At 42.7% G+C, this 23,213-nt stretch carries 23 protein-coding genes and 2 pseudogenes; 13 read left to right on the top strand and 12 right to left on the bottom strand.

Going from position 1 to position 23,213, the window contains the following annotated elements; genetic code table 11:
• Nucleotides 1–115: 115 nt before the first annotated feature.
• The 11 genes from CLR69_RS00945 (at nucleotide 116) to CLR69_RS00895 (ending at nucleotide 7,607) form a co-directional block, all read left to right on the top strand.
• Nucleotides 116–1,033 carry a hypothetical protein gene (locus CLR69_RS00945; RefSeq protein ID WP_129711908.1) on the top strand — a complete coding sequence of 306 codons (918 nt, stop codon included), beginning with the start codon at nucleotides 116–118 and terminating at the stop codon, nucleotides 1,031–1,033.
• A gap of 84 nt (nucleotides 1,034–1,117) precedes the next feature.
• Nucleotides 1,118–1,993, top strand: coding sequence for a GTPase family protein (locus CLR69_RS00940; RefSeq protein WP_129711909.1), 876 nt, complete (start codon nucleotides 1,118–1,120; stop codon nucleotides 1,991–1,993).
• Between the two features lie 83 nt (nucleotides 1,994–2,076).
• On the top strand, nucleotides 2,077–2,898 hold the full coding sequence (locus CLR69_RS00935) for a DUF932 domain-containing protein (RefSeq protein ID WP_129711910.1): 822 nt from the start codon (nucleotides 2,077–2,079) through the stop codon (nucleotides 2,896–2,898).
• Between the two features lie 225 nt (nucleotides 2,899–3,123).
• The gene (locus CLR69_RS00930; protein WP_129711911.1) at nucleotides 3,124–3,822 is read left to right on the top strand and encodes a DeoR family transcriptional regulator; all 699 of its coding nucleotides are present in this window, start codon (nucleotides 3,124–3,126) and stop codon (nucleotides 3,820–3,822) included.
• Between the two features lie 97 nt (nucleotides 3,823–3,919).
• The gene (locus CLR69_RS00925; RefSeq protein WP_242451513.1) at nucleotides 3,920–4,573 is read left to right on the top strand and encodes a hypothetical protein; all 654 of its coding nucleotides are present in this window, start codon (nucleotides 3,920–3,922) and stop codon (nucleotides 4,571–4,573) included.
• Nucleotides 4,574–4,608: 35 nt separating this feature from the next.
• Nucleotides 4,609–5,082, top strand: coding sequence for a hypothetical protein (locus CLR69_RS00920; RefSeq protein ID WP_129711913.1), 474 nt, complete (start codon nucleotides 4,609–4,611; stop codon nucleotides 5,080–5,082).
• A 17-nt stretch (nucleotides 5,083–5,099) separates the two neighbouring features.
• The gene (locus tag CLR69_RS00915) at nucleotides 5,100–5,333 is read left to right on the top strand and encodes a hypothetical protein (protein WP_129711914.1); all 234 of its coding nucleotides are present in this window, start codon (nucleotides 5,100–5,102) and stop codon (nucleotides 5,331–5,333) included.
• Between the two features lie 84 nt (nucleotides 5,334–5,417).
• On the top strand, nucleotides 5,418–5,891 hold the full coding sequence (gene radC / locus CLR69_RS00910; RefSeq protein ID WP_129711915.1) for a RadC family protein: 474 nt from the start codon (nucleotides 5,418–5,420) through the stop codon (nucleotides 5,889–5,891).
• A 40-nt stretch (nucleotides 5,892–5,931) separates the two neighbouring features.
• Nucleotides 5,932–6,267 (top strand): type IV toxin-antitoxin system YeeU family antitoxin, encoded by a 336-nt coding sequence (locus CLR69_RS00905; protein ID WP_129711916.1) that lies wholly within the window; start codon nucleotides 5,932–5,934, stop codon nucleotides 6,265–6,267.
• 68 nt (nucleotides 6,268–6,335) lie between these two features.
• On the top strand, nucleotides 6,336–6,656 hold the full coding sequence (locus CLR69_RS00900) for a TA system toxin CbtA family protein (protein ID WP_129711917.1): 321 nt from the start codon (nucleotides 6,336–6,338) through the stop codon (nucleotides 6,654–6,656).
• A 117-nt stretch (nucleotides 6,657–6,773) separates the two neighbouring features.
• Nucleotides 6,774–7,607: a DUF4942 domain-containing protein gene (locus CLR69_RS00895; protein WP_129711918.1), complete on the top strand. Its 834-nt coding sequence runs from the start codon at nucleotides 6,774–6,776 to the stop codon at nucleotides 7,605–7,607.
• Between the two features lie 60 nt (nucleotides 7,608–7,667).
• Here CLR69_RS00895 and CLR69_RS00890 read toward each other — a convergent pair whose 3' ends face one another.
• Genes CLR69_RS00890 through CLR69_RS00880 form a run of 3 tightly spaced genes read right to left on the bottom strand, consistent with a single transcriptional unit; the run spans nucleotide 7,668 to nucleotide 13,634 of the window.
• A complete protein-coding gene (locus CLR69_RS00890) occupies nucleotides 7,668–10,385 on the bottom strand; it encodes a DEAD/DEAH box helicase (protein WP_129711919.1) in 2,718 nt (905 codons plus the stop codon).
• Nucleotides 10,375–12,267, bottom strand: coding sequence for a phospholipase D-like domain-containing protein (locus CLR69_RS00885; RefSeq protein ID WP_129711920.1), 1,893 nt, complete (start codon nucleotides 12,265–12,267; stop codon nucleotides 10,375–10,377). The genes CLR69_RS00890 and CLR69_RS00885 overlap by 11 nt, the downstream gene beginning before the upstream one ends.
• A complete protein-coding gene (locus CLR69_RS00880; RefSeq protein WP_242451512.1) occupies nucleotides 12,264–13,634 on the bottom strand; it encodes a hypothetical protein in 1,371 nt (456 codons plus the stop codon). The genes CLR69_RS00885 and CLR69_RS00880 overlap by 4 nt, the downstream gene beginning before the upstream one ends.
• A gap of 45 nt (nucleotides 13,635–13,679) precedes the next feature.
• On the opposite strand from CLR69_RS00880, the gene vapC reads away from it, so the two are divergent.
• The gene (gene vapC, locus CLR69_RS00875) at nucleotides 13,680–14,081 is read left to right on the top strand and encodes a tRNA(fMet)-specific endonuclease VapC (protein ID WP_129705243.1); all 402 of its coding nucleotides are present in this window, start codon (nucleotides 13,680–13,682) and stop codon (nucleotides 14,079–14,081) included.
• A 346-nt stretch (nucleotides 14,082–14,427) separates the two neighbouring features.
• Nucleotides 14,428–14,991, top strand: a pseudogene (locus tag CLR69_RS00870) (tyrosine-type recombinase/integrase); the annotation flags it as partial.
• A gap of 110 nt (nucleotides 14,992–15,101) precedes the next feature.
• Here CLR69_RS00870 and CLR69_RS00860 read toward each other — a convergent pair.
• From CLR69_RS00860 to CLR69_RS00820, 9 genes and pseudogenes are all read right to left on the bottom strand, one after another.
• Nucleotides 15,102–15,306: pseudogene (locus CLR69_RS00860) on the bottom strand (helix-turn-helix domain-containing protein); the annotation flags it as partial.
• 138 nt (nucleotides 15,307–15,444) lie between these two features.
• The gene (locus CLR69_RS00855) at nucleotides 15,445–16,341 is read right to left on the bottom strand and encodes a hypothetical protein (RefSeq protein WP_129711921.1); all 897 of its coding nucleotides are present in this window, start codon (nucleotides 16,339–16,341) and stop codon (nucleotides 15,445–15,447) included.
• A gap of 3 nt (nucleotides 16,342–16,344) precedes the next feature.
• Nucleotides 16,345–17,274 (bottom strand): phosphotransferase, encoded by a 930-nt coding sequence (locus CLR69_RS00850; RefSeq protein ID WP_129711922.1) that lies wholly within the window; start codon nucleotides 17,272–17,274, stop codon nucleotides 16,345–16,347.
• Nucleotides 17,261–18,412, bottom strand: a complete 1,152-nt coding sequence (locus tag CLR69_RS00845; RefSeq protein WP_165324989.1) for a DegT/DnrJ/EryC1/StrS family aminotransferase — start codon at nucleotides 18,410–18,412, stop codon at nucleotides 17,261–17,263. The genes CLR69_RS00850 and CLR69_RS00845 overlap by 14 nt, the downstream gene beginning before the upstream one ends.
• Complete coding sequence (locus tag CLR69_RS00840; RefSeq protein WP_129705234.1) at nucleotides 18,405–19,583, bottom strand: amidohydrolase family protein; 1,179 nt, start codon at nucleotides 19,581–19,583, stop codon at nucleotides 18,405–18,407. Before CLR69_RS00840 ends, CLR69_RS00845 begins: the two co-directional genes overlap by 8 nt.
• Nucleotides 19,580–20,041 carry an NUDIX hydrolase gene (locus CLR69_RS00835; RefSeq protein WP_129705232.1) on the bottom strand — a complete coding sequence of 154 codons (462 nt, stop codon included), beginning with the start codon at nucleotides 20,039–20,041 and terminating at the stop codon, nucleotides 19,580–19,582. The genes CLR69_RS00840 and CLR69_RS00835 overlap by 4 nt, the downstream gene beginning before the upstream one ends.
• Entirely contained in the window at nucleotides 20,038–21,294 is a 1,257-nt protein-coding gene (locus CLR69_RS00830) for an SPASM domain-containing protein (protein WP_129711923.1), read from the bottom strand. Before CLR69_RS00830 ends, CLR69_RS00835 begins: the two co-directional genes overlap by 4 nt.
• A gap of 3 nt (nucleotides 21,295–21,297) precedes the next feature.
• A complete protein-coding gene (locus CLR69_RS00825) occupies nucleotides 21,298–22,602 on the bottom strand; it encodes a nucleotide sugar dehydrogenase (protein WP_129705228.1) in 1,305 nt (434 codons plus the stop codon).
• Between the two features lie 6 nt (nucleotides 22,603–22,608).
• The gene (locus CLR69_RS00820; RefSeq protein WP_129711924.1) at nucleotides 22,609–23,211 is read right to left on the bottom strand and encodes an HAD family hydrolase; all 603 of its coding nucleotides are present in this window, start codon (nucleotides 23,209–23,211) and stop codon (nucleotides 22,609–22,611) included.
• Nucleotides 23,212–23,213: the final 2 nt, after the last annotated feature.

The following is a 23,213-nucleotide window of genomic DNA, read 5'->3' as shown; positions in this document are numbered from 1 at the left end:
AATTATCTGTACTCTGCCTATGATCATCTACATGAAATCATCAGATATTCGTTGTGTTTTCAGCATAAAATTGTCAGAATTATACATAAAATCACGTAGTGATGAGGTGGTATGTATGGCTAGTTTCATGGATGGTAGAAGTTCTGTGCTTTTTTTGTTCACCGCTTTGAAGTTGAAGAGGGTAATATTTCCTCCAGAGGCTGGAGAGAGTGATATAGATAGTTATGAAAAAAGAGTAAAAAGATATCTTTTAAATAAGGGGGAGGATGAAATTAAGGTTGATTATTATCTTAACAAAGTTCGAGAAGATAGTGCAAAATTACTACCTGATGAAAATGAATTAACATGGCTTAAAAATGACTCTCGGGCTAGTTATTGGTTTCTTCTTAAAATTGACAATCCTAGTTATATCCGTGAAGATGATATTCTCCTTGGTGGAACAGATGAACTGGTTTTGGTTGAATCATCCTTAGGTAAAAAAGTCCCTCCAAAGCATGGAGCAAGAATAAATTTCATTAAAGAAAAAATCCGAGAGAATATACCAAAAGCAGTAAAAGGATACTCAATTAAAGAGTTCATTCTTAACTCACATAATGAATGGATTGATTTGATTTCCCATGATGATTTATTTAGTGATATTAATGGAAGGACAGGCGTTACAATTGACTGGTTACTAAACTACCTCAGAGATAACAACATTACAACTTCAGGTTATCGATGTGGGGATAGTATAGATGAAAAAATAGCATACTGTTATGCGGCTTATTTCAATTGGTGTAAAATAATTAATCTTGATTTCAATGACGCAAGGAAAGAGTTATTCATAAATAAATTTAAAAGTGCATTGAGCACACAAAAATCCAGAGTCAAGAAGAGAGCTGAAAAATATAAGGATTTGAACGTTACTATTTTACAAGAAACACATGATAAAATTCGTGAAATTTCTAAAATAGAAGGAATTTCAAACTCCAGAATCATTGAATATGCTATTCATATCGCTTGGCAGCAAAAGAAAAATCGGCAATTAAAATAATCTCAGATAGATATTATCCCCATGAACACACCAATCTGTGGCGGTTTTCAATAGCCGCCACACCATTCTGTCTGAGAAATCCTTATGCCCAACCACGAGAATCTGCGAGAGATACAGGCGTCGCTGTCAGTATTGCCGGATAGCCTGCACCAGCGCGTCATTGACCACATTGAACAACTGATCCAATACGAACCCGTCATCGGCATTATGGGGAAAACCGGTGTAGGTAAATCCAGCCTATGTAATGCACTGTTTCAAGGGGAAGTGTCCCCGGTCAGTGATAACAGCGCCTGCACCCGGCAAGCTCTTACGTTCCGGCTGTCATCAGGGCAACGCAGCATTCTGTTTGTCGATTTACCCGGTGTCGGTGAGAGTGAGGATAGGGATCTTGACTATGTGGCACTCTACCAGCACTGGCTGCCGCGCGTTGATATTGTCCTCTGGTTGCTTAAAGCCGATGATCGTGCGCTTGCCATTGACCAGCATATCTATCGTACCGTTATCGGTGAGCACTACCGTGACAAAGCACTGTTTGTCCTGAATCAGGTGGACAAGCTGGAGCCCAGTCACGAGTGGGACTGGGAGTCGCAGCAACCCTCACTCAATCAGTCAGGCAATATTTATGCCCGTCGTGTCGCAGTCCGTTCCACCTTCTTTCCGACCCATCCTGTTTGCGCCGTGTCGGTAAAAAACGGCTGGGGCATTGCAGCAATGGTGGAGACGTTGTTTCAGTGTTTACCGCCTAAGGCCAGCAGTCCGCTGTCGGCCCGGCTACAGCCCAACTGGCGTTCAGTGGCTATTGAGAACCGGGCTCAGGATGATTTCGCCCAGTCGGTCGGCGACGTACTTGATAGCGTGATTGCGCTACCTGCCGTCCCCGCACCGCTAAAAATGCTTATCGGCGGCCTCAAACAAACCGTGGTGTCACTCGCCCGTTCATTGTGGTCCTTGCTGTTCTAGGCAACACCTAACCTTTTCATCCCATCTGGCCCTGTCGCTTTTGCGGCAGGGCTTTTATTTATTCTTTTTCTGAGGACATTCCTATGGTTCGTTTAGCTTCCCGCTTTGGTGCCGCCAATGTTATCCGTCGTGACCGACCGTTAACACACGATGAATTGTTCCGCGTGGTCCCCAGCGTGTTTAGTGAGGACAAGCATGCGTCGCGCAGTGAACGCTACACCTGTATCCCGACTATTACCCTGTTGGATAGTCTTCAACGTGAAGGATTCCAACCCTTCTTTGCCTGTCAGACCCGCGTCAGGGATATCGGTAAACGCGAGCACACCAAGCATATGCTACGCCTGCGCCGGGAAGGACAAATCACCGGCCAACAGGTGCCGGAGATTATTCTGCTGAACAGTCATGACGGCTCAAGCTCTTACCAGATGTTGCCGGGGCTGTTTCGCAGTGTGTGTCAGAACGGCCTGATTTGTGGTGAATCGTTGGGTGAGGTTCGGGTGCCACACAAAGGCGATGTGGTTGGGCGGGTGATTGAAGGGGCTTATGAAGTGCTGGACACCTTTGAGCGTATCGATGAGAAGCGGGATGCGATGCAGTCACTGCTGTTGCTGCCACGGGCTCAGGTAGCGCTGGCAAAGGCGGCGCTGACCTACCGCTTTGGCGAAGACCACCAGCCGGTCACAGCAGCGCAGATACTGGCTCCACGCCGCTGGCAGGATGAATCCAACGACCTGTGGACCACCTATCAACGGGTACAGGAGAACCTGATAAAAGGCGGGCTGACCGGTCGCTCAGTGCAGGGAAAGCAGGCCCGGACACGAGCCGTCAAAGGAATTGATGGCGATATCAAACTCAACCGGGCGCTGTGGGTGATGGCGGAAACCATGCTGGCGACATGCCAGTGAGTGAAGGACAACGTGTTATCAATCTGTAACCACCTGGACAGGGTGTGTCCGACTGTTAGCGTTTGCCTTCATTGCCTGTTTACCTCAATGGCCCCTTAGGCCGCATCCCACCAGCTTTCTTACTGAAAATAAAAATATTTTCCATAGTGTCCATACCCTGACCACGCCCCTCTTTAAAGTAATCACAGGATTTTCATTCAGTTAACGGCCTCAGGAGGCTGCACCATGACACAGGCTGACCGCCGATATGACCGGCTGGCCGTCAGGCTGTCATTGATAATCAGCCGATTACTGGCGGGAGAAACGCTGAGCGTCAGGAAACTGGCGACAGAGTTTGGCGTTTCTGCCCGTACCTTGCGACGGGACTTCCGTGAACGGCTGATGTATCTCGACCTGGAATACCGTAACGGTCTTTGTCGTATGCCTGAGCACCACAACCCGGCACGACATGAGCAGGATGTGCTGATGTTTGCCCGCCAGACTGGCGTAGGGGTGTTCTTTCCCGGTCTGGATAACCGGCTGGTCAACACCCTGCTGGACAGCGGCGAGGACGCACCCTGTCTGGTCTGGCATCCGCCCTTGCGCGGTGCGCCAACGCTGCCTGGGCATTTTTACCGCCTGACCCGGGCAATTGGTGAGCAGCTACGTGTCACGATTCTGGCCGACGGTCAGCGCTATGACGGGTTATCGCCTTATCGGCTTATCTGCCTGTATGGCGAATGGTATCTGGTGGCCGAATCACTGGGGCATCTTCTGGTCCTGCCGCTGCATGAGATTCACGGTGTGACGGTGTCCACCGAGTCATTCCAGCGCCGCGATGATATCTGCCACCTGACCACGCAATCCGGCTTCATCACGGCATTGCCGCATTTTCGCTTTATTCATGACGTACTGACCACTTTCGGCACGTCTCCGACCACATAAGTCAGGGACGCGATGCCAACACCAGAGAAAACCAGAAAGACAGATAAAGAAGGACAGTACCGGTAGTTGCACACAGAGGCCGTTACCGGACAGTTCAGTGAAGGACCACACCTGGCGTCACGGACAGGCACAGTCCTGTCTTGACGATATTTATGATGACTTCAACATAAAGGATACGATGATGTTTACATACCTTCCGGGCAAACGGGGATGGCTGATAATCGGGCTGTTGACCACTTTCTCTGCGCACTCAGCAACCGGGTTCCCCACTCAGGTTAACTGGTTCTCCTTAAAAGCGCTTGGCTGGACCAACACGGATGGGATAAGTGACGACGAGTTAGGCCGCCGAATATACAAAGGCAGAGCGATTTTTAACTACCCCTGGACTGAGCAGTTTTTTGTCAGAGATGGCTCCGGTCCACTGTTTCTGGCGAATAAAAAGGCCAAAACCCTTTCCCTGATGAAAGTAAATACGCGGTCACAATCACCAGGTGACCTGGAGGTCACCTATCGTGGTAACAAAACCAGCAACTGTACCTATGAAATTACCGACAAAAAGACTTACTTCAATGCCAATTTTGCCAACGACAAGCCCGAGCAGCCGACGTTATTGCTGAGCATTCCAGAGAAGTGTATCGACCAGAAAAAGATGGCAGAAATTCAGGCACAGAAGCGCGAACAGGAGCAGAAACTGGGTAAATGGCTGGTCGACGGCGTGAACAAAGAGCACTACCGCCGTTACGGCTACTGACCCTGAGACGTGTCTATTCACACCAAGGAACCCGTATGAAAAACATTCCTTCACTTCTGCTTGCAGGCGCACTGTTGTTGCCGCTATCCGCACAGGCTGTACCGAACCTGTGGAGTGCCGACTCTGGTCAGGGTGTCACCGAATATCGGATAGCCAATACCGCAGGCAGTGTCTTTACCGTTAACTGCACCGGCAACCCTGACGAAGACAACACGCTGCAACACAGCGTAGCGGTATCGCCCGTAGGCGGTCAGGGTGTCGATTCCCATTTTTCCACCGAGGTGTATATCGTCGTCGTTATCGATGACCAGCAGTACGGTATTCCGTCCTCACTGGGGTGGCGCAATGCGGATAATGCCTGGTTCGCGTTTATTGAAGCAATTGGCCGCGCAACGCAGTTTGACGTTTATCTCAATGACCGGCATGTGGGTGCCTGGGAGCCCAGGCAAAAGAACGTGCAGAAGGTACTGGCTGATATCGCGTCGTGTGCCACGACACACCGGGAATAATCGGGAGAGGTAACGCTATGCCCATTATTGCCATCATCGTTATTGTCGTGGTTGTCATTATCTTAAGTAAAACCGGTATCTCGGACAGCCTTATTGGACTGGTTATCGCCACCGTTGCAGGGTTGCTAACTGGCAGCGGAACCGCAGGCGTTACCAGCGTGGCACTGACACCGTTTCTGGGTATCCCGATAGGGCTGTTTGTCGGTGTAACCGTATTCGCCAAAGTACTGCGCTGGTTTTCCCGACGCTAGTGATAGCGTTAACCACACAAAGTAAATCCATCCCTGTCCCTGTTGCTTATGCAGCGGGGGCATTTTATTTATTAAGGAATCACCATGTCATGTAATTCATTGGCAAGCAGTGTTGCCTCCAGAGAGCAGCGCATCATCCAGATGGCGCTGTGCCTGCTGGACAAGCGCGTGCGTAAAAATGCGCGACAGTTCAAAACCTCTGAGGACACCAAAAGCTGGTTACTGCTGGAACTCAGCAGTCTGGAGCGTGAAGTCTTTATGGTGCTGTATCTGGATAACCAGCATCGCCTGATAGAAAAAGAAGTTATCGCGCTGGGCGGCATCAACAATACCGAAGTACATCCGCGTGAAATCCTCAAAGCCTCACTACGTCACAACGCAGCCGCCGTGATACTGGCACACAATCATCCCTCCGGCTGGGCAGAGCCCAGTCAGGCTGACCGCCATATCACCGACACACTGAAAAATTCTCTCTCTCAGCTTGATATCAGAGTACTTGATCACCTGGTTATTGGCGGCACTGAGGTGGTGTCGTTCGCTGAACACGGCTGGCTGTGATGCCCACATTTACCACCGTGTTTTTTATAAGGAAGCTATCATGCCATTGTCTGATTCCCCGGAATGGGGACTAAAACGTGCCGTCACTCCGCAATTCGGAGCCAGGCTGGTTCAGGAAGGTCACTATCTTCATTATCTGGCAGACCGGGCCAGCATTGTCGGTACGTTCAGCAAAACGGAAGCCCGTAATCTGGAACAGAGTTTTCCTGAGCTGATTAAGCAGTTGGAACAAAAACTGCGCTCGGGTGAGTTGAATCCCCGCCAGCAGGGCTGCATCACGCTGCATTGCAACGAATGGACCTGTGAAGCCGATACGTTGGGCAGCTTTGGCTACGTGTATATTGTTATCTATCCCTCTTCGGCAGCAGCAGAATAACCTGCAATTTCTCTCCCATCCTGAGCATTTTTCTGATTTTATCGACTTAACCTGTAGAGAGTATTCCCATGCAAACAACACCTGCAATCCCGTTACGGGAGGATCAATCCTGTCCGTCACCTATAACCGTCTGGCAGCAACTGCTGACCTACCTGCTGGAAAAGCACTACGGCCTGACGCTGAACGACACGCCGTTCTGTGAGGAAAACGTGATTCAGGAACATATCGATGCTGGCATCACGTTGGTCAATGCCGTCAATTTTCTGGTAGAGCGTTACGAACTGGTACGCATCGATCGCAACGGCTTTAACTGGCAGGAACAATCACCGTTTCTCACGACTGTCGACATCCTTCGCGCCAGACGTGCAACGGGCTTACTTAAGGCATAAAGATCCCGAGCTGTTTTCCAGTAACACCACACCAAACCTACTTATCTCTCTCCCCGATGCATAATGCGCCAGCCCTTACCGGCTGGCGCATTTGCTTTTATGTATGGATCACAAACTATGCAAATTGAACCCGAGGTTTTGACCGAACACACTGAGCTGATTTGCTCGACCAATATCGAACGTATCGTCACCGGACGTGATACCGCGCTGCAACAGATAGAGCAACTCCTCAATCAGCTACGGGCGATCTCAACGCTAACGGCGACTGTCGGTGGCGGCACTGCCGAAGATTGGGGGCTGAAGCAAGGGCATCGCTACGATTGCTGGCTAACGGAAACGCCTGACAAGGCGATGCCATCCATCACCCGCACGCTGGATCGCAATATCTGGCGCGACCTGATGCTGAAATCCGGCATGTTGTCGCTGATGGATGCCGAAGCGCCTAGTCAGTGGCACAAGAATCTGGATCAGGGGGAGCTACCGGCCATCAGCGAAGCCAATATCCTCAGCACCTTTGAGCAACTTCACCAGAGCAAGCGGGAAGTATTTGAGCGAGGTGTGATTAACGTATTCAAAGGGTTATCGTGGGATTACAAGACCAATCACCCTTGTTACTTCGGCAAGAGAATCATTATCAACAATCTGGTGACCTACAACCGTTGGGGCTTTGGTCTGAACTGGGGCTGGAGACGCGATCAACTGGCTGATTTGGAACGAATGCTGTATCTGCTGGATGGCAAACCGATCCCCGACAATCGGGGCGATGTCACCATCCGGCTAATGGATCATATCCGCGATAATACGCATCAGCAGGAATACGAGGATGAGTATTTTAGCGTGCGTTACTTTCAGAAAGGCACAGGGCATCTCACCTTTAAACGCCCTGACTTGATCGATCAGATGAACGATATTATAGCTAAACATTATCCGGGGGTGTTGGCGAAAAAGTAATTAACACCATAAATCAACAAATAAAAATTAATATAACAAATTAATTTTTATTAAAAATACCTAACCCCTATTATGATCCTTACTGGATGTTCGTTTTCTTCCTAGAGAAACTGGATAAGGATCAACAGGTTTAAGATCAGCTTGCGGTTTACGTAATGCCTCCTCCCAACGGCCAATATCATCCTTAAGGTTGATATCCCGGCTGAACTGATCAAAATCGCAGGCATCCAGTTTCGTTTCAAAATTACGTTTGTGCTGGATAAATGCGGCAAGTTGATCCTGATCCAGTGACTGCGCCAAATAGGGATAGTGAATACGTAGCTCGGTACTCCCCTGCTCTTTTAGCAGATGGTTCACGCGTCCGAATAAACGATCGACTCGGCCCACACGTTGCTCGTTATCACCCGGCGTCCACGCAATGCCATAGTGATGAACCTGGTTGCACTGCAAATGCAGGTTTACGCCTTCCTGAAACACCGATGTCGCCACCAATACGTTGGGATAAAAGGGGCTGTTAAACCCAAGGATCAAACGTTGCCGGTTATCCGTTTCACCACTGGCATACCATGCAGGGCTAGAGAGGCTGGTTAACTCGCGCCACGGCATTGTCCACGCTGTCAGCGCATGATCGGTGATCTTTTCACACATTGCTTCGAAAGTTTCAATGCCATTAATGAAATAGCGTAGCAATAAAGATCCGGGCAATTTATCAGCAATACTGTCCGTGAAATGCCGGTAACGTTCTTGCACATCCAAGGCGGTATTATTGCGGCTAAAGCGTGTATACCAGCAGTACAACTCAATCATAACCGGACTGGCAAACACATATCCGGTTTTAAGATAATTGCCCAAATTTTCTACAATTGCCGGATTGGTGCTGTGCCATTTTTTGATCTGCTGCTGGCAGTGTTCAGGGAGCAGAGGAAACATCATTCCCCAGGCTGTTTTCAATGGCTGGCTATATTGGCGCTCTTTTGTATTGGCCGAGTTTAACGGGGTCTGCCGCTCAACCCACTGACTTCGCCGGTAATCCTGCGCCGCATCACCAAAACTATCGCGCAGTTGCTCAGCCACTCGGTAATAAGTGTGATATTCAGCGGTGAGGTAATCGGCCGCAGGCTCGAGAAACAGCGAAAACAAGTTTTCCGGTCGGCGAAAACGCAAGCTGACGTTAGTGCAATCGGTTCGTTTTACACCGCTTGTTTTTGCCACAAACAGATCAGCTATTTTTGATGAAAGCTTCAGCTCATTAAGTTGTTGCTCAGCATTTTCCCGGTTCTCTTGCACATCATTGGCATCGACTAGATCATCTTGCGGGATTTTCTCAGTTAGCGCTTGCGTAAATTGGTTGAAATACCTGCGCGACCAACCATAACCACGCCACATTTCTAACGTTTTATCCGGCGATTGTACATCCCATGCTGCAATAATCTCTTTCGCCATCAACTCATCATATTTAGCGTTTATGCGCTGGGTGATTTCACGCACAGAGGGAATACGACGCACAAAAACCAGATGCTTATAGGAATAAAGCGAGTCTTGCGAATCAAAGAGTTTTTCGGGAACACACTGTTTCACCAGTGTGTCATATTTCGGGTGATCCGGAAAACGCTTATAGATCTCCTGAAATTCTTTCGTCAGTGTAGCGAGCAAATCGGAGTCAGGAGCCTGATGAAAAGCATCTTTTGCCATCTCGTCCACATTTTCCGTTTCAGTATCGTTATCTTCTCTGGCAACAGTACCCGTTGATTCAAATCCTTCGAGGTAACCATACTGGAATTGGCGATTTTCCCCTTTCGCACCTAACGCATTTACCAGTTCTTTCTGATACAGCGCAAAAAACAGTTCGGCATCCGGATTACTAACAAAACTCGCGGCCGTCACCCGCTCATTACGGTAGTTATATTTGTTATTTGTAATACCTTGTCCTTGCATTTTGCGCAAACGTCGAATAGCAAAGGTCTTTAATAGCGTTTTGACGTCACCGTCTGGGCTGACTGATTCGGGATGGGTAAAGTAACTGAAAATATCCATCACATTGCGCGATGAGGAGTGATTTGGTGTCGCGCTCAATAACAGGGTTCTTTGCCCAAGTCGCTCATCGTCCTCACCAAAGAAATATTTGGCCGCCGCCGCACGCTGAGATTGACCATCGCGATTACGGAAATAGTGCGCTTCATCAATAACAATCAGATCAAATCCTTGCTCACCAAGCGATGCTTTAATATTGGCATGTAATTGTGCAGCGTAACGCTCGGCGTTTACCAGCGCATTGTCTTTTTTATCCAATGGAACCAAGCCGCTCAGCGAGTGGATTGTCGTCAGATAAAAATTCCCCGCCGACTCGCGGATATCGTTTTCCAGTTCATACAGCCTGGTGAACATTCGCGCTTCATGCACGGGCTCTTTCTTGGCGTTGCAAATAGTCGTGTTCTTACCCCGATAATGGCGTTGCAAAAAGATGTTGTACTCGCGTATCCAGTGCAGACAAATGTCCTTATTAGGGGCCATGATCAGGATCTTTGCATCGGGTTTTATCTGCCACAAATGCAGTATCACACCTATCGCCTGATAGGTTTTTCCCATCCCGACCTCATCCGCCAACAACGCTAAAGCGTGTCTTGACAGAATATTCCATAACCCAGCAACACCTTCTGCCTGGCGAGCCGCCATCGATGAATCTTGTGCGTCATATTGCCAATCATCTTGAGAAGCATCAAAACGCATTTTCTTTGCGACAGAGTATGGTGTTATGGTTTTCCAGTTATCAAGCTTCATATTTACACCTCTTTTTAATCACTGTGAGGTATTTCTTCCGTGATTCTTCCTCCGCCGGAATGGCAGGAATGTCAATGGACAGCTTCGGCCAGAGAGAGGTGGCCAGACTCTTTTTGCGGTAGCGTTTCTTCGCCAATTGACAGAGGTTTTGTACCTCTTGTGCCAGAAACCAGCCAAATATCATGCTGGGTTGCTGCGTCAGAGTTTCACGTACCTTTTCAACCAGTTCCAGCAAGCAACCTGGACAGGTAAATAGCCAATAGTGCAGTTGATCGTCATTTTGCAGCGTTAACAAATGTTGGCGGCGTTTATCAAGCGCATAGAACAGGCGAAAATAGCTGGTGGCGTTAGCATGTGCGAATGAGTGGTTCGTCGGAAGTCCATCTTCTGCTGAATTACCGTCTCGAAACAATTCACGAAGCTGTACGCTATCATTCTCCTGTGGGTCCACATCATCGATGTAGCTATTCAAGAGATCGTGCAGCGAATCAAATCCATTGACACGGCGAAACTCCTGCTGCTCCTCGTGAATAATCCCCTGCCAATCCGCCTCACCTTGTGTACTGACGGTGTAAAAGTGCTGCGTTAACAAATCATCCGGCTGTTCAGCCGCTAACGCGCGAAGCCCAACCAGTGAGCCTCCTCGCCAGCGCAAAAGGATGGGCTGTGAGATACCAGGCAATCTCAGTTGGTACTCTTCTGTGGGTTTGCCATCAAACCACGCACCACGGACCTCATATTGGCTGGAACGCCAATAAAATCGCACTTGCAAATCAAAAGGCAACTGGGCAGGAAGCTGTAATCCTTCCTCCTCAAGTAATTCCGCGCTGGCAAAGGCATAATCCACGTCCTCAAACGCTTTTCCGGCAATCTTTGTTCGTACTGGAACACGGTGAACAATGCCTGCTTCGATGTTCCAGTGTGTCTCTTCCTTACTGTCCACTTTCACACTGCCACAGCCAGGATAGGTAAAGTTCCATGAGCCAATCGCCAATCTGGCCGACGTTTCACCAGTAGCCAACCACACTTTGGCATGCGTGAGCTCCGAGCGATCATCCCGTTCAATCGGGTTATGACAGAAACATAGCCGCCCAGATTCTTGTAATGTCTCTACACCTTCGCTGTCAGATGTGCGCAAAAAATACCCTTGGGCCAGATCGGGAACCAGGGTGATCTTGAGCGCGGGGTTACCCAACGCATGGGACACCGTATCAATAAACCCGGCCAGATCCGCCGCCAGATAGGGTGACCAGACAGAGAGCGTTTTGATGCTTTCGCCCTCTGCCAACGCTTTCAGCAACGTTTTTTTGGAAAATGAATGAATAAAATTCCAGTAAGGATCGGCGTGCGAGAATTTAGGCCGAACGCGCAAATCGGGTTCGGTCAAGGGGTCTACTGCGGTAAAAAATGACTTAACTTGCTGATACTGTTTGTTATTGCTGACATACCGGAAGTTCATCGCCTCCTGGTTACGTCCCCAACCACTGAGCGTTAGGTTCGCACTCCCGGCGCCAAGGATCATGTTGCCATTCACATCTTCAAGATAAATTACCTTGGGATGAAAAAGACTGTTTTTTGCATCAAGATGCGGTGCAATCTGCCGTACAGAAACAGGCAAGATATTAATTGAGGTGCGCTTATGCTGCTCTTGCGTTATCAAGCGCTGATCACAGTAGACTCTGAAATCAATCCCTTGGCGAATGAGTTCAAACTGTAAACGCTCAAACTCTCTGCGATTCTTCGGCGGCTCATCTATCCCTAATACAGCAGGCAGCAAATACGTTTCAATAAAACCGATATTTATAGTAAAGCTGGTCAGCCACACACGTTTGATATCACCCAGCGTTGCTAACTGCGCTTTAAACTCATTGATTAACTTCACTGCTCTTTCCCCCACAACCCTTGCAGCATATGGCGGAACTGAGAGATATAATAGTCGTTGACCCAATCCTCATTACGGCGATCTACGTGTAACGCGCGGACAGGCACTTGCAACGTCAGCGTCTCCCCGGTCAGCGTCAGCCAGGGTAACTGACCACGGCCTTGCATTACGCCCTCGTGGTATTTCAGCAATGCTGTAACTTGTTCGGTCACTGAAGGGGCCTTTGCGACTTTTACTAGCTGTTCTAAGCGCGTGTATGCAGTACCGGAGAGTGCGGATAACAGCGTTTTATCGCTAATAACTCGCTCAGCACACTTAGGTAGCGTGTCCTTATTCAATCCGCGCGTTGCCCAGAATTGACACATATCTTCCAATGTCTGTTTTTTACGCTGTAACAGACCGGAAAAGAGCAACACAATACCCGCCAACAAAGGTTCAACATGAACAATGTGTTGCAACAGCGCTCGGTCACCTACATCGTGGCAACGATTTAGCGCCTGTTGATAAATATCTTCCACCGTCATTTTTTGCGTTGATGATTCTTGTTCAAGCACATCGTACAGTACGCCGGAAGCGCCTTCTTGTATGTGGGTCATTTTGAGCCAGAAATCCTTAGCATAGCGCCCGACGAATGCTACGGAACGGAATGACTGCACATAAGCTTGCGTGAGTTTTCTATCAATATCGAAAAAGCGGATCGTTAATTCATGCTGACGCCGTGCACTTAACTGAGTACGTAAATAGGTGCACAACATATGAAAGAGCTTTTTCAAATGTGGCGTATCCAGAATAAAATGCCCCGCTAGCGCCCACGCAGAGCCCCCATCAGGTAGATGATAGTTATATTTATTATCGAAGAAATGCATGTTCATCATCGGTGTTTTATAACGACCATTGGTACCGAGGAATAACTGCTGGGTCAGGAGTTGGGAATCTGCATCATGGCCGAAAACAAGCCTGGGGTTATTATCTGATTTAGCGAACTTGTCTCGGGCTTTAACAATACCTAACACGCCCGTAGTGACCACTCCTGATTTATTTTGACTGTTACACATCGATAATGTGTAGATATTTTCCAAGAAAATTAAACAGGCATGTTTCAATTTTACGTCATTTTTACCATCATACTTTTTCAGCAATGCCGCTCCAAGTTGGACTTCTGCACCGTTGAGAACACTTCGAATAACATAGTGATGTAACAGGTTGAGTGTGTAGTGGCGAACATCATTGGCTACAGAACTAATACGGTTGCAAAAAATCTGCTGCCCAAATGAAGACCAAACAATCAGTTGTCCAAGCGGGTCAATACTCAATTCACTACTTAGTGATTCATCATATTCCGTGATAAAGTGCTTTAGGTTCATCATGATACCATTCAAGAAGTTATTTTTATATATCAATCACTTATTTTAATATTGATAATATACTCCTTCATTTGTCACTATTCACCACATTTAGTCCTCAAACAGGAAGTCAGGGACGCTTTCCACCGTTATTACGGGCAGTTTGCTATCAGTGCTATCACGCTGATGGAACTGATCTATGGTGCGGAGAAATCGGTAAACCCAGAAAAGAATCTGGCCGTGATTGACGGATTTTCTGCGCGTCTGGAAGTTCAGCACTATGGTTTTGACGCTGCCGTACATACCGGCCAAATTCGTGCAGAGCTGGCAAAACAAGGAACACCCATCGGCCCGTATGATGCCATGCTAGCGGGTCATGCTCGGTCCGCAGGTTTGATACTGGTAACGAACAATGTGCGTGAATTTGAGCGTGTGCCTGGGCTACGTGTGGAAAACTGGGTCAGTCGATAAGCTGTATTCTTCCCTCCCCCAAAACAGGATATAATCCACCACCTACTGCGGATAACCCGCAAAAAATCCAGCCAGAAAGGTTTGGGGGCCCATTTGGGGGCCACTACGTTTTTCGAACTGGTGAAAATCCTTTTATTTCAATATAGATACGTGGCCAACTCGAATCCTGTAGGGGCCTAAATTTCAGTGAATTAGCTATAAATCCGCTGTTTTCAGTCAACCAGACTCTACCGGCATCTACGTACATCAAGTAGGATTTGTTGGTATAAGTGATGGTACAAGCCCGTTCAATGAATTCTTATACCAACAACCAGCGTATGCCGACACCTCAATATGGAGATCTGCTATGCCACTCACCGACGTAAAAGTCAGAAGTGCCAAACCAGAAGACAAGGCTTATAAACTTACCGATGGTGAAGGGATGCATCTGATAGTCCATCCTAATGGCTCAAAATACTGGCGTCTGCAATACCGCTTCGACGGCAAACAGAAAACACTGGCGCTTGGGGTATATCCTGAAATTACCCTATCTGAAGCCCGGCAACGCCGTGATGAAGCCAAACGCCAGATTGCTACCGGGACTGACCCCAGCGAACAGAAGAAGGTGGACAAACAACTGCGCCAAACGCTCGTTGATAACACCTTCAAAGCTATCGCATTGGAATGGCATGAATACAAACGCCCTAACTGGTCGAAGGGCTACGCTGAAGACCTGATGGAAGCCTTTGAGAACGATATTTTTCCTGATATCGGCAAACGGCCTGTTGCTGAGATCAAGCCGCTGGAGATGCTAACCTCACTGCGCAAGCTGGAAAAACGTGGCGTACTCGACAAGTTGCGTAAGATTCGCCAAGCCTGTAATCAGGTGTTCCGTTACGCGATTGTCACTGGCGCAGTAAATCCGGTGAGCTCTTTTATGGTTCCAGATATTGCCCTGTCTGCGAAGTACCTGAAAAAGCTTTTTAAATCCATATCGCGGATAGCGTTCAGCCGCCACGGTCAGTGCCATAATCACGGGCTCATTATGTAAAGTAAACCAATTCACCCATCTTCCGACAGATGAACGAGCGGCACAGAGTATTCTGGCGACCTCCGTGACTGTCATTCCCCTATGCAACATCAGTATGGCAATGAGGCATCTGGCATGATTTTTATCGTGGATTTGTTGGGCTGCTTTACGTATCAACTGTCGTTCTTCATTAGGAATTGCTGCTATGAGTGGCATCGCTTAGTCCGGTTGGTGATTTTGGATATTTGACGATTGATCAGATCGCACAACTCGGACTGAGCTCCTTTCGAGTAATCTACTATTTTGCGAAGTTATTTAGTCTTTTTTGAAAGTAATTACTATAGATTACCAAATTTAACAAATTGCTTCGGATAGAGCTTCTTCATATGATGAGCAGATCTTGATCTCTGCATCAAGAAAAGAATCACGCAGAGTTAGGTCTTTACAACTTAGAATGTTTTCATCGAGTTTTTCACTAGAAAAAAGAATAGATTTATCATTTTTATAATTCGTTTCTAGATAAATAAACTTTCTGATAGCAGAGTGATTGCAGTAACTTGTGTTAAAAATATCGCAGATTACTTTTGGTGACAAATGAACTCTACCTTGTGTGGAAAATTCAACTTCATCAGAGGAAGAAAGATTTTGTATACTATCTTTTAAACAAGGGGAAATATCTAAACTTCCGTAGCGAATACCAGCACTTACAGGTAAAGAAAAGACATAAAATTTACCTTCTGACTTATATATATATGGTTTATCATTTGATATAAAATTATAATTAAGCGAGAGCAACTTAAGCATGAGAGTTGTTTTACCTGCAAACTTATCACCAATAACACATATCGCACCACGACTATCACTAACACAGGAAGCATGTAAGGTCATGACGTTATTATTTATAATGAATGTATCAAGATGGTCACGTATCTCTCTAAATGCAGCCTTATATAAGCCCTTCGATTTAAACAACCCAAACAGTTGAAACTGAGTTGAATCACATGAAGAATTTACTAATAAACCACAGCGTACCGAATTAAAGGTTCTACTTAACTCTGTAAAATGTATTAATGGTAATCCAAACTCAGCAGAAACTGTAACGTCTATATTAATTTCATCTTCTACATTACATAAATGAGTATAGAATAACGACTTTAAAAAAAACAAAAATTCATCATCATTGCTTTCAATGCAAATAATTTTGACATCACAATGCAAATCTAACTTGATAAAAAACTTGTTTTGCGACATGATTTATTCCACCATTAAATTATTAAATTCAGAAAAAATAACTTTTAGATTCTTTAGCAAGACAAATTGGAGCACATTCCTTTTGCGGAGAAAAACTTGCATCCTTGCATTATGGAGTGCCATATCCTCAACTTCACATTCTAAACAGAAAATGAAGAGGTAAAATTCGAAAGCTGATAATAAATCAATATCAAAATTTTCCCTATACGACTTAAAATACCCCTTAAATTCAAATATATAACTTTGAATAGGTACTGTTTCTTTGATTATATAGTCAATAAGAGAGATAAAAAAACACCTCATCAATTCATAATCGTTATAGAAAATCCTTATGCAGTCGAAATCAATGAATGTAATTCCATGATGGTTTGTAATAATATTTTGAGCCCACATATCCCCGTGGACAAGAGATTGTCGTTTTTGATATATGTCAGGATTATTTCTTAAATAATCAAAAACATATTGGCTCCTAAGAATGCCGTTACTTAATGAAGTGAGGTTGCGTGATAGGAATTGTTCAATCATATTCTCTAAAACAGTAGGATTTGTCTTTACATCAACAACGTTCAATAGGTTATGCAAGCGTGAAAGGGATTGACCTAAATTTATTGCCTTCTCTCGAGTGAACGTGAATGTGTCACCTGATACTTTTTTGTAGGCATAAAGACAGTAATCATTATTATGATATATAAAACCACCACTAATGGAAGGTAACAGTTGATAAACTAATGAGGTGTTATTATTGATAATTCTTTCAAAGAAACTATTGAATAAACTTGGATTTTTAATTACACATTTTTTTAAACAAACTTGTTGATTATCTAAAAGGCCGGTCATGACTAAAATGTCATCATTCATTTTTTTGAATAGACGATAATTCGGAAAGCCTACGAATAATTTTTCAACCTCACCTAATATATTATTTATATGCATTTGCAATCTCACACAAAGAATTAATTATATACTCCTCATCTTTGTCGCTGAAAGAAGGATGCATAGATACGGAAAAAATTCTTTGCCCTAAGTTATCAGCATTTTTACAAATGGGAAAATTTAAGTGAGAATTTAGGAAACCTGATGTTTTATACACAGGAAAGTTTGCAATTGAACATCCTATGCCTTTTGATTTTAGAATATTAATAATGTGATCACGTACTTCAGCAGGATACTTTTCATTAATTTTCAAAGTGTAAAGATAGTAAGTGCATTTAAAATCAATGGTATCGGGATATAGGAAATCAAAAAATCCAATTTTTGCGATAGCTTTGTCTCTTGATAATCCCATTGAAATTCTTTTATCAATTTGCTCTTGAACTATATCTAAAGCATTCAATCCGAATAATACTTGTGAAAATGATATTTTATGATTGAACCCATATGTTTTTTTATTCCCAAAACCACGAGCCGCCTTGATAAAATCCACATGTGCTGAATCTTTGCAAACAACCCCTCCGCCCTCCCCTAATAGCGTCATATGTTTTTTGGATTGGAATGAAAATACGGAAAAATCACTAAATTTAGAAATATTACAAGAATCAATTTTAGCACCTAAACTCCTTGAAAGATCATCTATTATCCATATTTTCCTTTTCGTTATGTGGAAAACCTTTTTTGCAATATCTGTCACTGACTTCATATTTACAGGTATCCCGTTCATATGAGTGACTAGAATCACATTTGCGCCATTAAGTAGTTTTTCTTCTAGTTCAGAATAATCGAAGTCAAAAGAAGTTTTTTGCACATCACATAATGTCAAAGAATAGCCACGACTTAATACCATCGAGTGTACGCCGAAAAAACCAATGGCTTGAGTCACAACATGTGCAAAACCTGATTCAAGTTTTACAACATACAATGCTAACTCTAACGCGGTGGTTGCATTTGTTATGAGTGAAAAATTTTCTTCATTAAAAGTAAAAGAAAATTTCTTCTCAAATTTTTCAACCAATGAATTTGCAGAAAAACTTTTACTCTTCATAATGCTTGATAGTTGGTGAACGTATCTATCAACAAATTCGTCGTCAATGTTACAGCCGATATTTGGCTCACCAAAATACATAAATTCATTCATAATAGAAAAACCTTTGATAGCTATCATTATAGTTAATAAAATCAGAGCCAATAAAATCATCAGGTATATAACCAGATGTTTTTTTAAAAAAATTCAAATTACTGAAGTTATGAATTAGTTTTCTGTCTGTTATTAAACCAGAATTAATTATGAATTTTTGTGGATTACCTGTAATGCTAGATAAAAGAGAATTAGCTTCATAATACTTATTACGAACTCGCGATGTAACATTATAAACTTTCAATTCATTGATTAGATTATAACCCATATTTGTGTAATACCCATCGGTAGCTATAGCAATATTATTGAAGTCCATAGGTAGTAAAACTGGATTGTTCAGCCTTATACATGAGGAGGGGCAAAGAGTAATTAATGTACTATTATTACTATTTATGCTTAACAACTCTTTGGGAATGTAACTGCAATGAACAAGAATTTTCATTAGTAACTTGTTATTGATAATTTTAATCAAGCAATTATCCAGATTTATAGACTGCCAATTACGTTTCATTCTTAAATAAATACTGTCGTTAAAATCTGCATATGGTTTTTGATAAAACAATAACTCCCCCTCCCACTCAAACAGATGAATACTAATAACAATCCGATTTTTCAAGGAGTATTCACAATAAAAACTCAGGTCATCTTCTGTTATGTTGTATAACGAATGAATTATGATGGCAGGTCTGATTGGTACATTATACGTATCAAAAAACTTAACAATCTTATTTAGTTCTAATATAATTAAATTTTTGTCATGATAATGTTTAACACTTATAAATGGTACGACCTTAATGGGTAAATCATTATATACACTAAGGAGATCGTTTACATTTTCAGGCCTAATACTAGAGCAAACAATGTTAACACCATTGATAGTACAATCATTTGAAGAATTGAAAACATTATCAGTAAAAGATCCCCCCCCTATGTTAGGTTTGCCTTCCAAAACATCTGAACCACATTGATTGCTATATCTTGGGATATGTGAAATATGAGCATGTGTGTTTATAAAACTTGAAATTGCCAAAAATTTACTTTTTTCAGCGGTTTTATTAAACTCAATAACAAAATTCCCACTCTTATCTGTTTGTTTAAAAAGCCACCCACCACTTTTCCATTCAAAACCATCAAAAAAAGCTTTTACGGGTAAGGATGGGTAGCTTCTCATCGTGTAATAACTCCAGTAGTTAATAATCTCTGGTGAAGTTCCCATGCAGCTGTACGATTACTGTCCCATGTGTGGAAATTACACAGTTCAGAGTATTTAATAATCTGATGACTAGAATGCTCTAAACTTAAAGAGAGTTTCTGATTTTCAGGTATCTCAATAGCAAAAGAATGCTCAGTGACAGTAAATATATCTTTAGGCCAGTTTTCATTTCCATCGAAATATATCTTAGGAATAGAGCATTTTGACTCTAATGTAATGATTTTTAAATCACTACAGAGAATCCCAAGCTCTTCTTGGGATTCTCTTAAAGCTGCTTGTTGTATAGATTCATTTTCTTCAACTCCACCTGCAACCCATTGCCACATGTCCATATCGTGACGCTTTAAAATTGCTAATAATAACTCACCATTAGTAACTTTAAATGGAACTACTAGTACCTGTGCTGGTTGCCTCATTTTAACTTACCTCCAAAAATAGTCTCGGATTCATGAAGAAATTCATGAATTAATTTTGGGCCATTAGTCTTGTATTCATTTTCTAATCTATCAAATAGTCTGTTCGACCTGGTTTTGAATGGATCGCATACTGACGGGCATATACAGGGAAGCTGTTTATCGATATTTGCTCGGAATTGTGATTCCCAAATATCCTCAAGTGAGTTCTCCACGAGATTTCCTAATGTGTATCCATTTGGTCTCGGGTGATAATTACACGGATATAACATACCATCAGAACCTACCGCTGCCATCATTTTAGAAATCAGACAGGAGCTAAAATCCTGTAATTGCTCTTTTTTATTATTCAAATCGTGTACAATAATTAGTTTAAATGATGTATCCTCAAGATCACATTTGATTCTCTCGATTAATTCAAGACATTCTTTTCTCTCGATTTCATTTAAAACCTTCTCACCATAAATATCTTTTTTTAACCTTAAGTTAGAGACTCCTAACTCTTTTAATTTTGAGGCGAGCGTATAGATTTCACGATAATTTTCTGGGTATAATATACAGGAGCAATTAATATCAAGACTGGTAGCATTAAGCGTTTTGAATTGATTTAAAAGATAAATATTTGAAAAAACTTTATCGAGATCTGAGTTTTGAGATTTCCTACCTGAACACTTTAGTTTATTATAAGTTGAATTACTTCCTGCATCAACACTTATATTTATATAAGATAATCTTGATAATACATCACAGCAATCTGATGATATTTTTAATCCGTTAGTAAACATACCAGTTCGTTTACCTTCTGATGTTATTTTTCTGATAGCTGAGATAAGTGATTTTTTAGCTATCAAAGGTTCCCCTGTAATACCTGAAAAACTAAAATTCTCTACACTAAAGACTTTGTCGATTTGTATGCCGTCAATGACAGTTTTAACTGTCTTTTTATACGAAAGTATATTTTCTACAACTGCAAGCAATGCACTTTCATCATGAAGAATATTCGGCAATATATGCTCATTTTTTTTTGGTATAAAATGAGGTTCCATATCATCGCTGCTCTCGACATGTATATGCTCTCCAATACACCACTGGCAAGTTAAGTTACAGTAACTCGATGGATGTATAAGAACTTCATAAGGTGGTACTATAATTCCGTTTAGGTTACAAAGCACCAGTTCCTTTCTTTTATAGAGATTATATGCCTCATTAAAATTACCTGGAAGATCATTTCTAATTAAATCCTTTAAGCTTATCATTTGTTATCCTTTAATTAACTTGATCTTATGCTCAGAGAGTTGTAAGTTTAGTGATTCATTGATTACATTTTTCATATCTATAATCAAAGACTCATTGTTAATTATTTTTTTATAGTCTGAAAGAATCATTCTTTTATACTCATCATGAGCAACGCAAATGATAAGAATATCACAGCCAGATATGTTTTCGACCGGCGTGAGATTTATATCGTAATTAGTAGTGAATTTCGACTTATTCAGTAACTTAATATCATTTAAATGAACCTCATATCCACTATTAACAAGAGATTGATAAATCAATAAAGATTTCGAATTTCTCGTATCTGTACAGTTTTCTTTATACGTAACTCCAAAGATGGCAATCTTTGGGTTCATAATTTTATTATTTTTTATGAATAAATTGACTTTCTCAATGATAATGTCTTTTTTGTTCTCATTAATCCTTCTCGATACACTTACTAGTGGAACTGGATGCCCAGATTTATTTGCATAATCAATAAAATAGTATGGGTCAACACTTATGCAATGTCCTCCAACAAGACCGGGGAAGTATTTCCCAAAATTCCATTTTGTTGAAGCCAGACGTATAACTTCATAAGTATCTATGTTATCTTTTTGAAAAACCTCATGGACTTCATTGATTAGTGCAATATTAACATCTCGTTGTATGTTTTCTAATATTTTAGCAGCCTCTGCACTTCTAATACTTGAGGTTTTGTGTATTCCTTTCTTATACACATGGTTATATACCATAAAAATTTTCTGCAATCCGTTTTCATGAGCACATGATACAATTTTATCTGTATTTACTAAGGAGTGAAGCTCATCCCCTGGGCACAATCTTTCAGGACTAAATCCAATAAAAAAATCCTTTCCAGATTTCAGTTGTGCGTATTCTTCAAGAAGTGGTTGACATACTTCTTCAGTTGTTCCCGGCGATACAGTAGACTCATATACAACTATGCTATTTTTTCTTAAATAATGACCAACAGTTTTTGTTGCTTTTATCAGACATGTTATGTCTGGTTTGTTGTTTATATCGACAGGTGTAGGAACGCAAACTATAAAAAAATCAGCCGATTCAATATCATACTCATCGTTAGTCCATTTTATGTTTTTCTCATTCCTACATCCGTATGAATTTGTCCCAGTTGAGTCTATATTGTTACTCAGCTGTTCAACTCTGGTTCGGTTGCAATCATAGGCTATAACATTGAAGTATTTAGAAAACTCACAAGCTACAGGTAAGCCTATATAGCCCAACCCAATAACTGCAACAATATGACTTCCTATTCTATTCTCTGCCATAAATCCTCAACTTGCTCTCTGCGAGCACCCCATAATAAATTCTTTAAAAATGCCAATGTTTGCGCCGTGTTTATCTTTAGATATAGTGTTTCTTAATACCCTGACAGGTTTGGCTCCACCCATTATTGCGTATACCATATCTGAATCTGAGTCACCATAGTAAACATCTATTCTATTGCTTTCTATGTATTTAGCTTTCAGTTCATTCGTGCCGCCAAGAAGTATTATATTGATACCAATTAAATCTTGCGGAGAAAAAATACTCCTCATTAATCTTGTAATTTCACTTCTTTGATCTTCATTCCTATTTGAAATTAAATAAATCTTCCTTTTAAGTTTAATATCTAAAATTAATCGCTTCACAATAGTTAAATTAAATACTGGCTTAATATCTATTACGCTGCCATCTCTTGAGATTAAAATAGTATCATCGAAATCATAACCAACTCTTTCGTATTGACTATTTGCATGATTTTCGAAATATAGCCAATCCCCTGGTATCCCATTTTGTATGAAAGGGATTGGCGAACATGGAAAAGTATTAGCATAATCCTTGGGGGTAAAAAAAAATAAACCCCAAAAAATTAAAAGTTCACTAAAGAACAACATTT

Source organism: Pectobacterium zantedeschiae (assembly GCF_004137795.1).
GTDB classification, from domain to species: domain Bacteria; phylum Pseudomonadota; class Gammaproteobacteria; order Enterobacterales; family Enterobacteriaceae; genus Pectobacterium; species Pectobacterium zantedeschiae.
The sequence above is the reverse complement of the archived record's forward strand: the minus strand, read 5'-3'. Positions and strand labels throughout refer to the sequence as shown.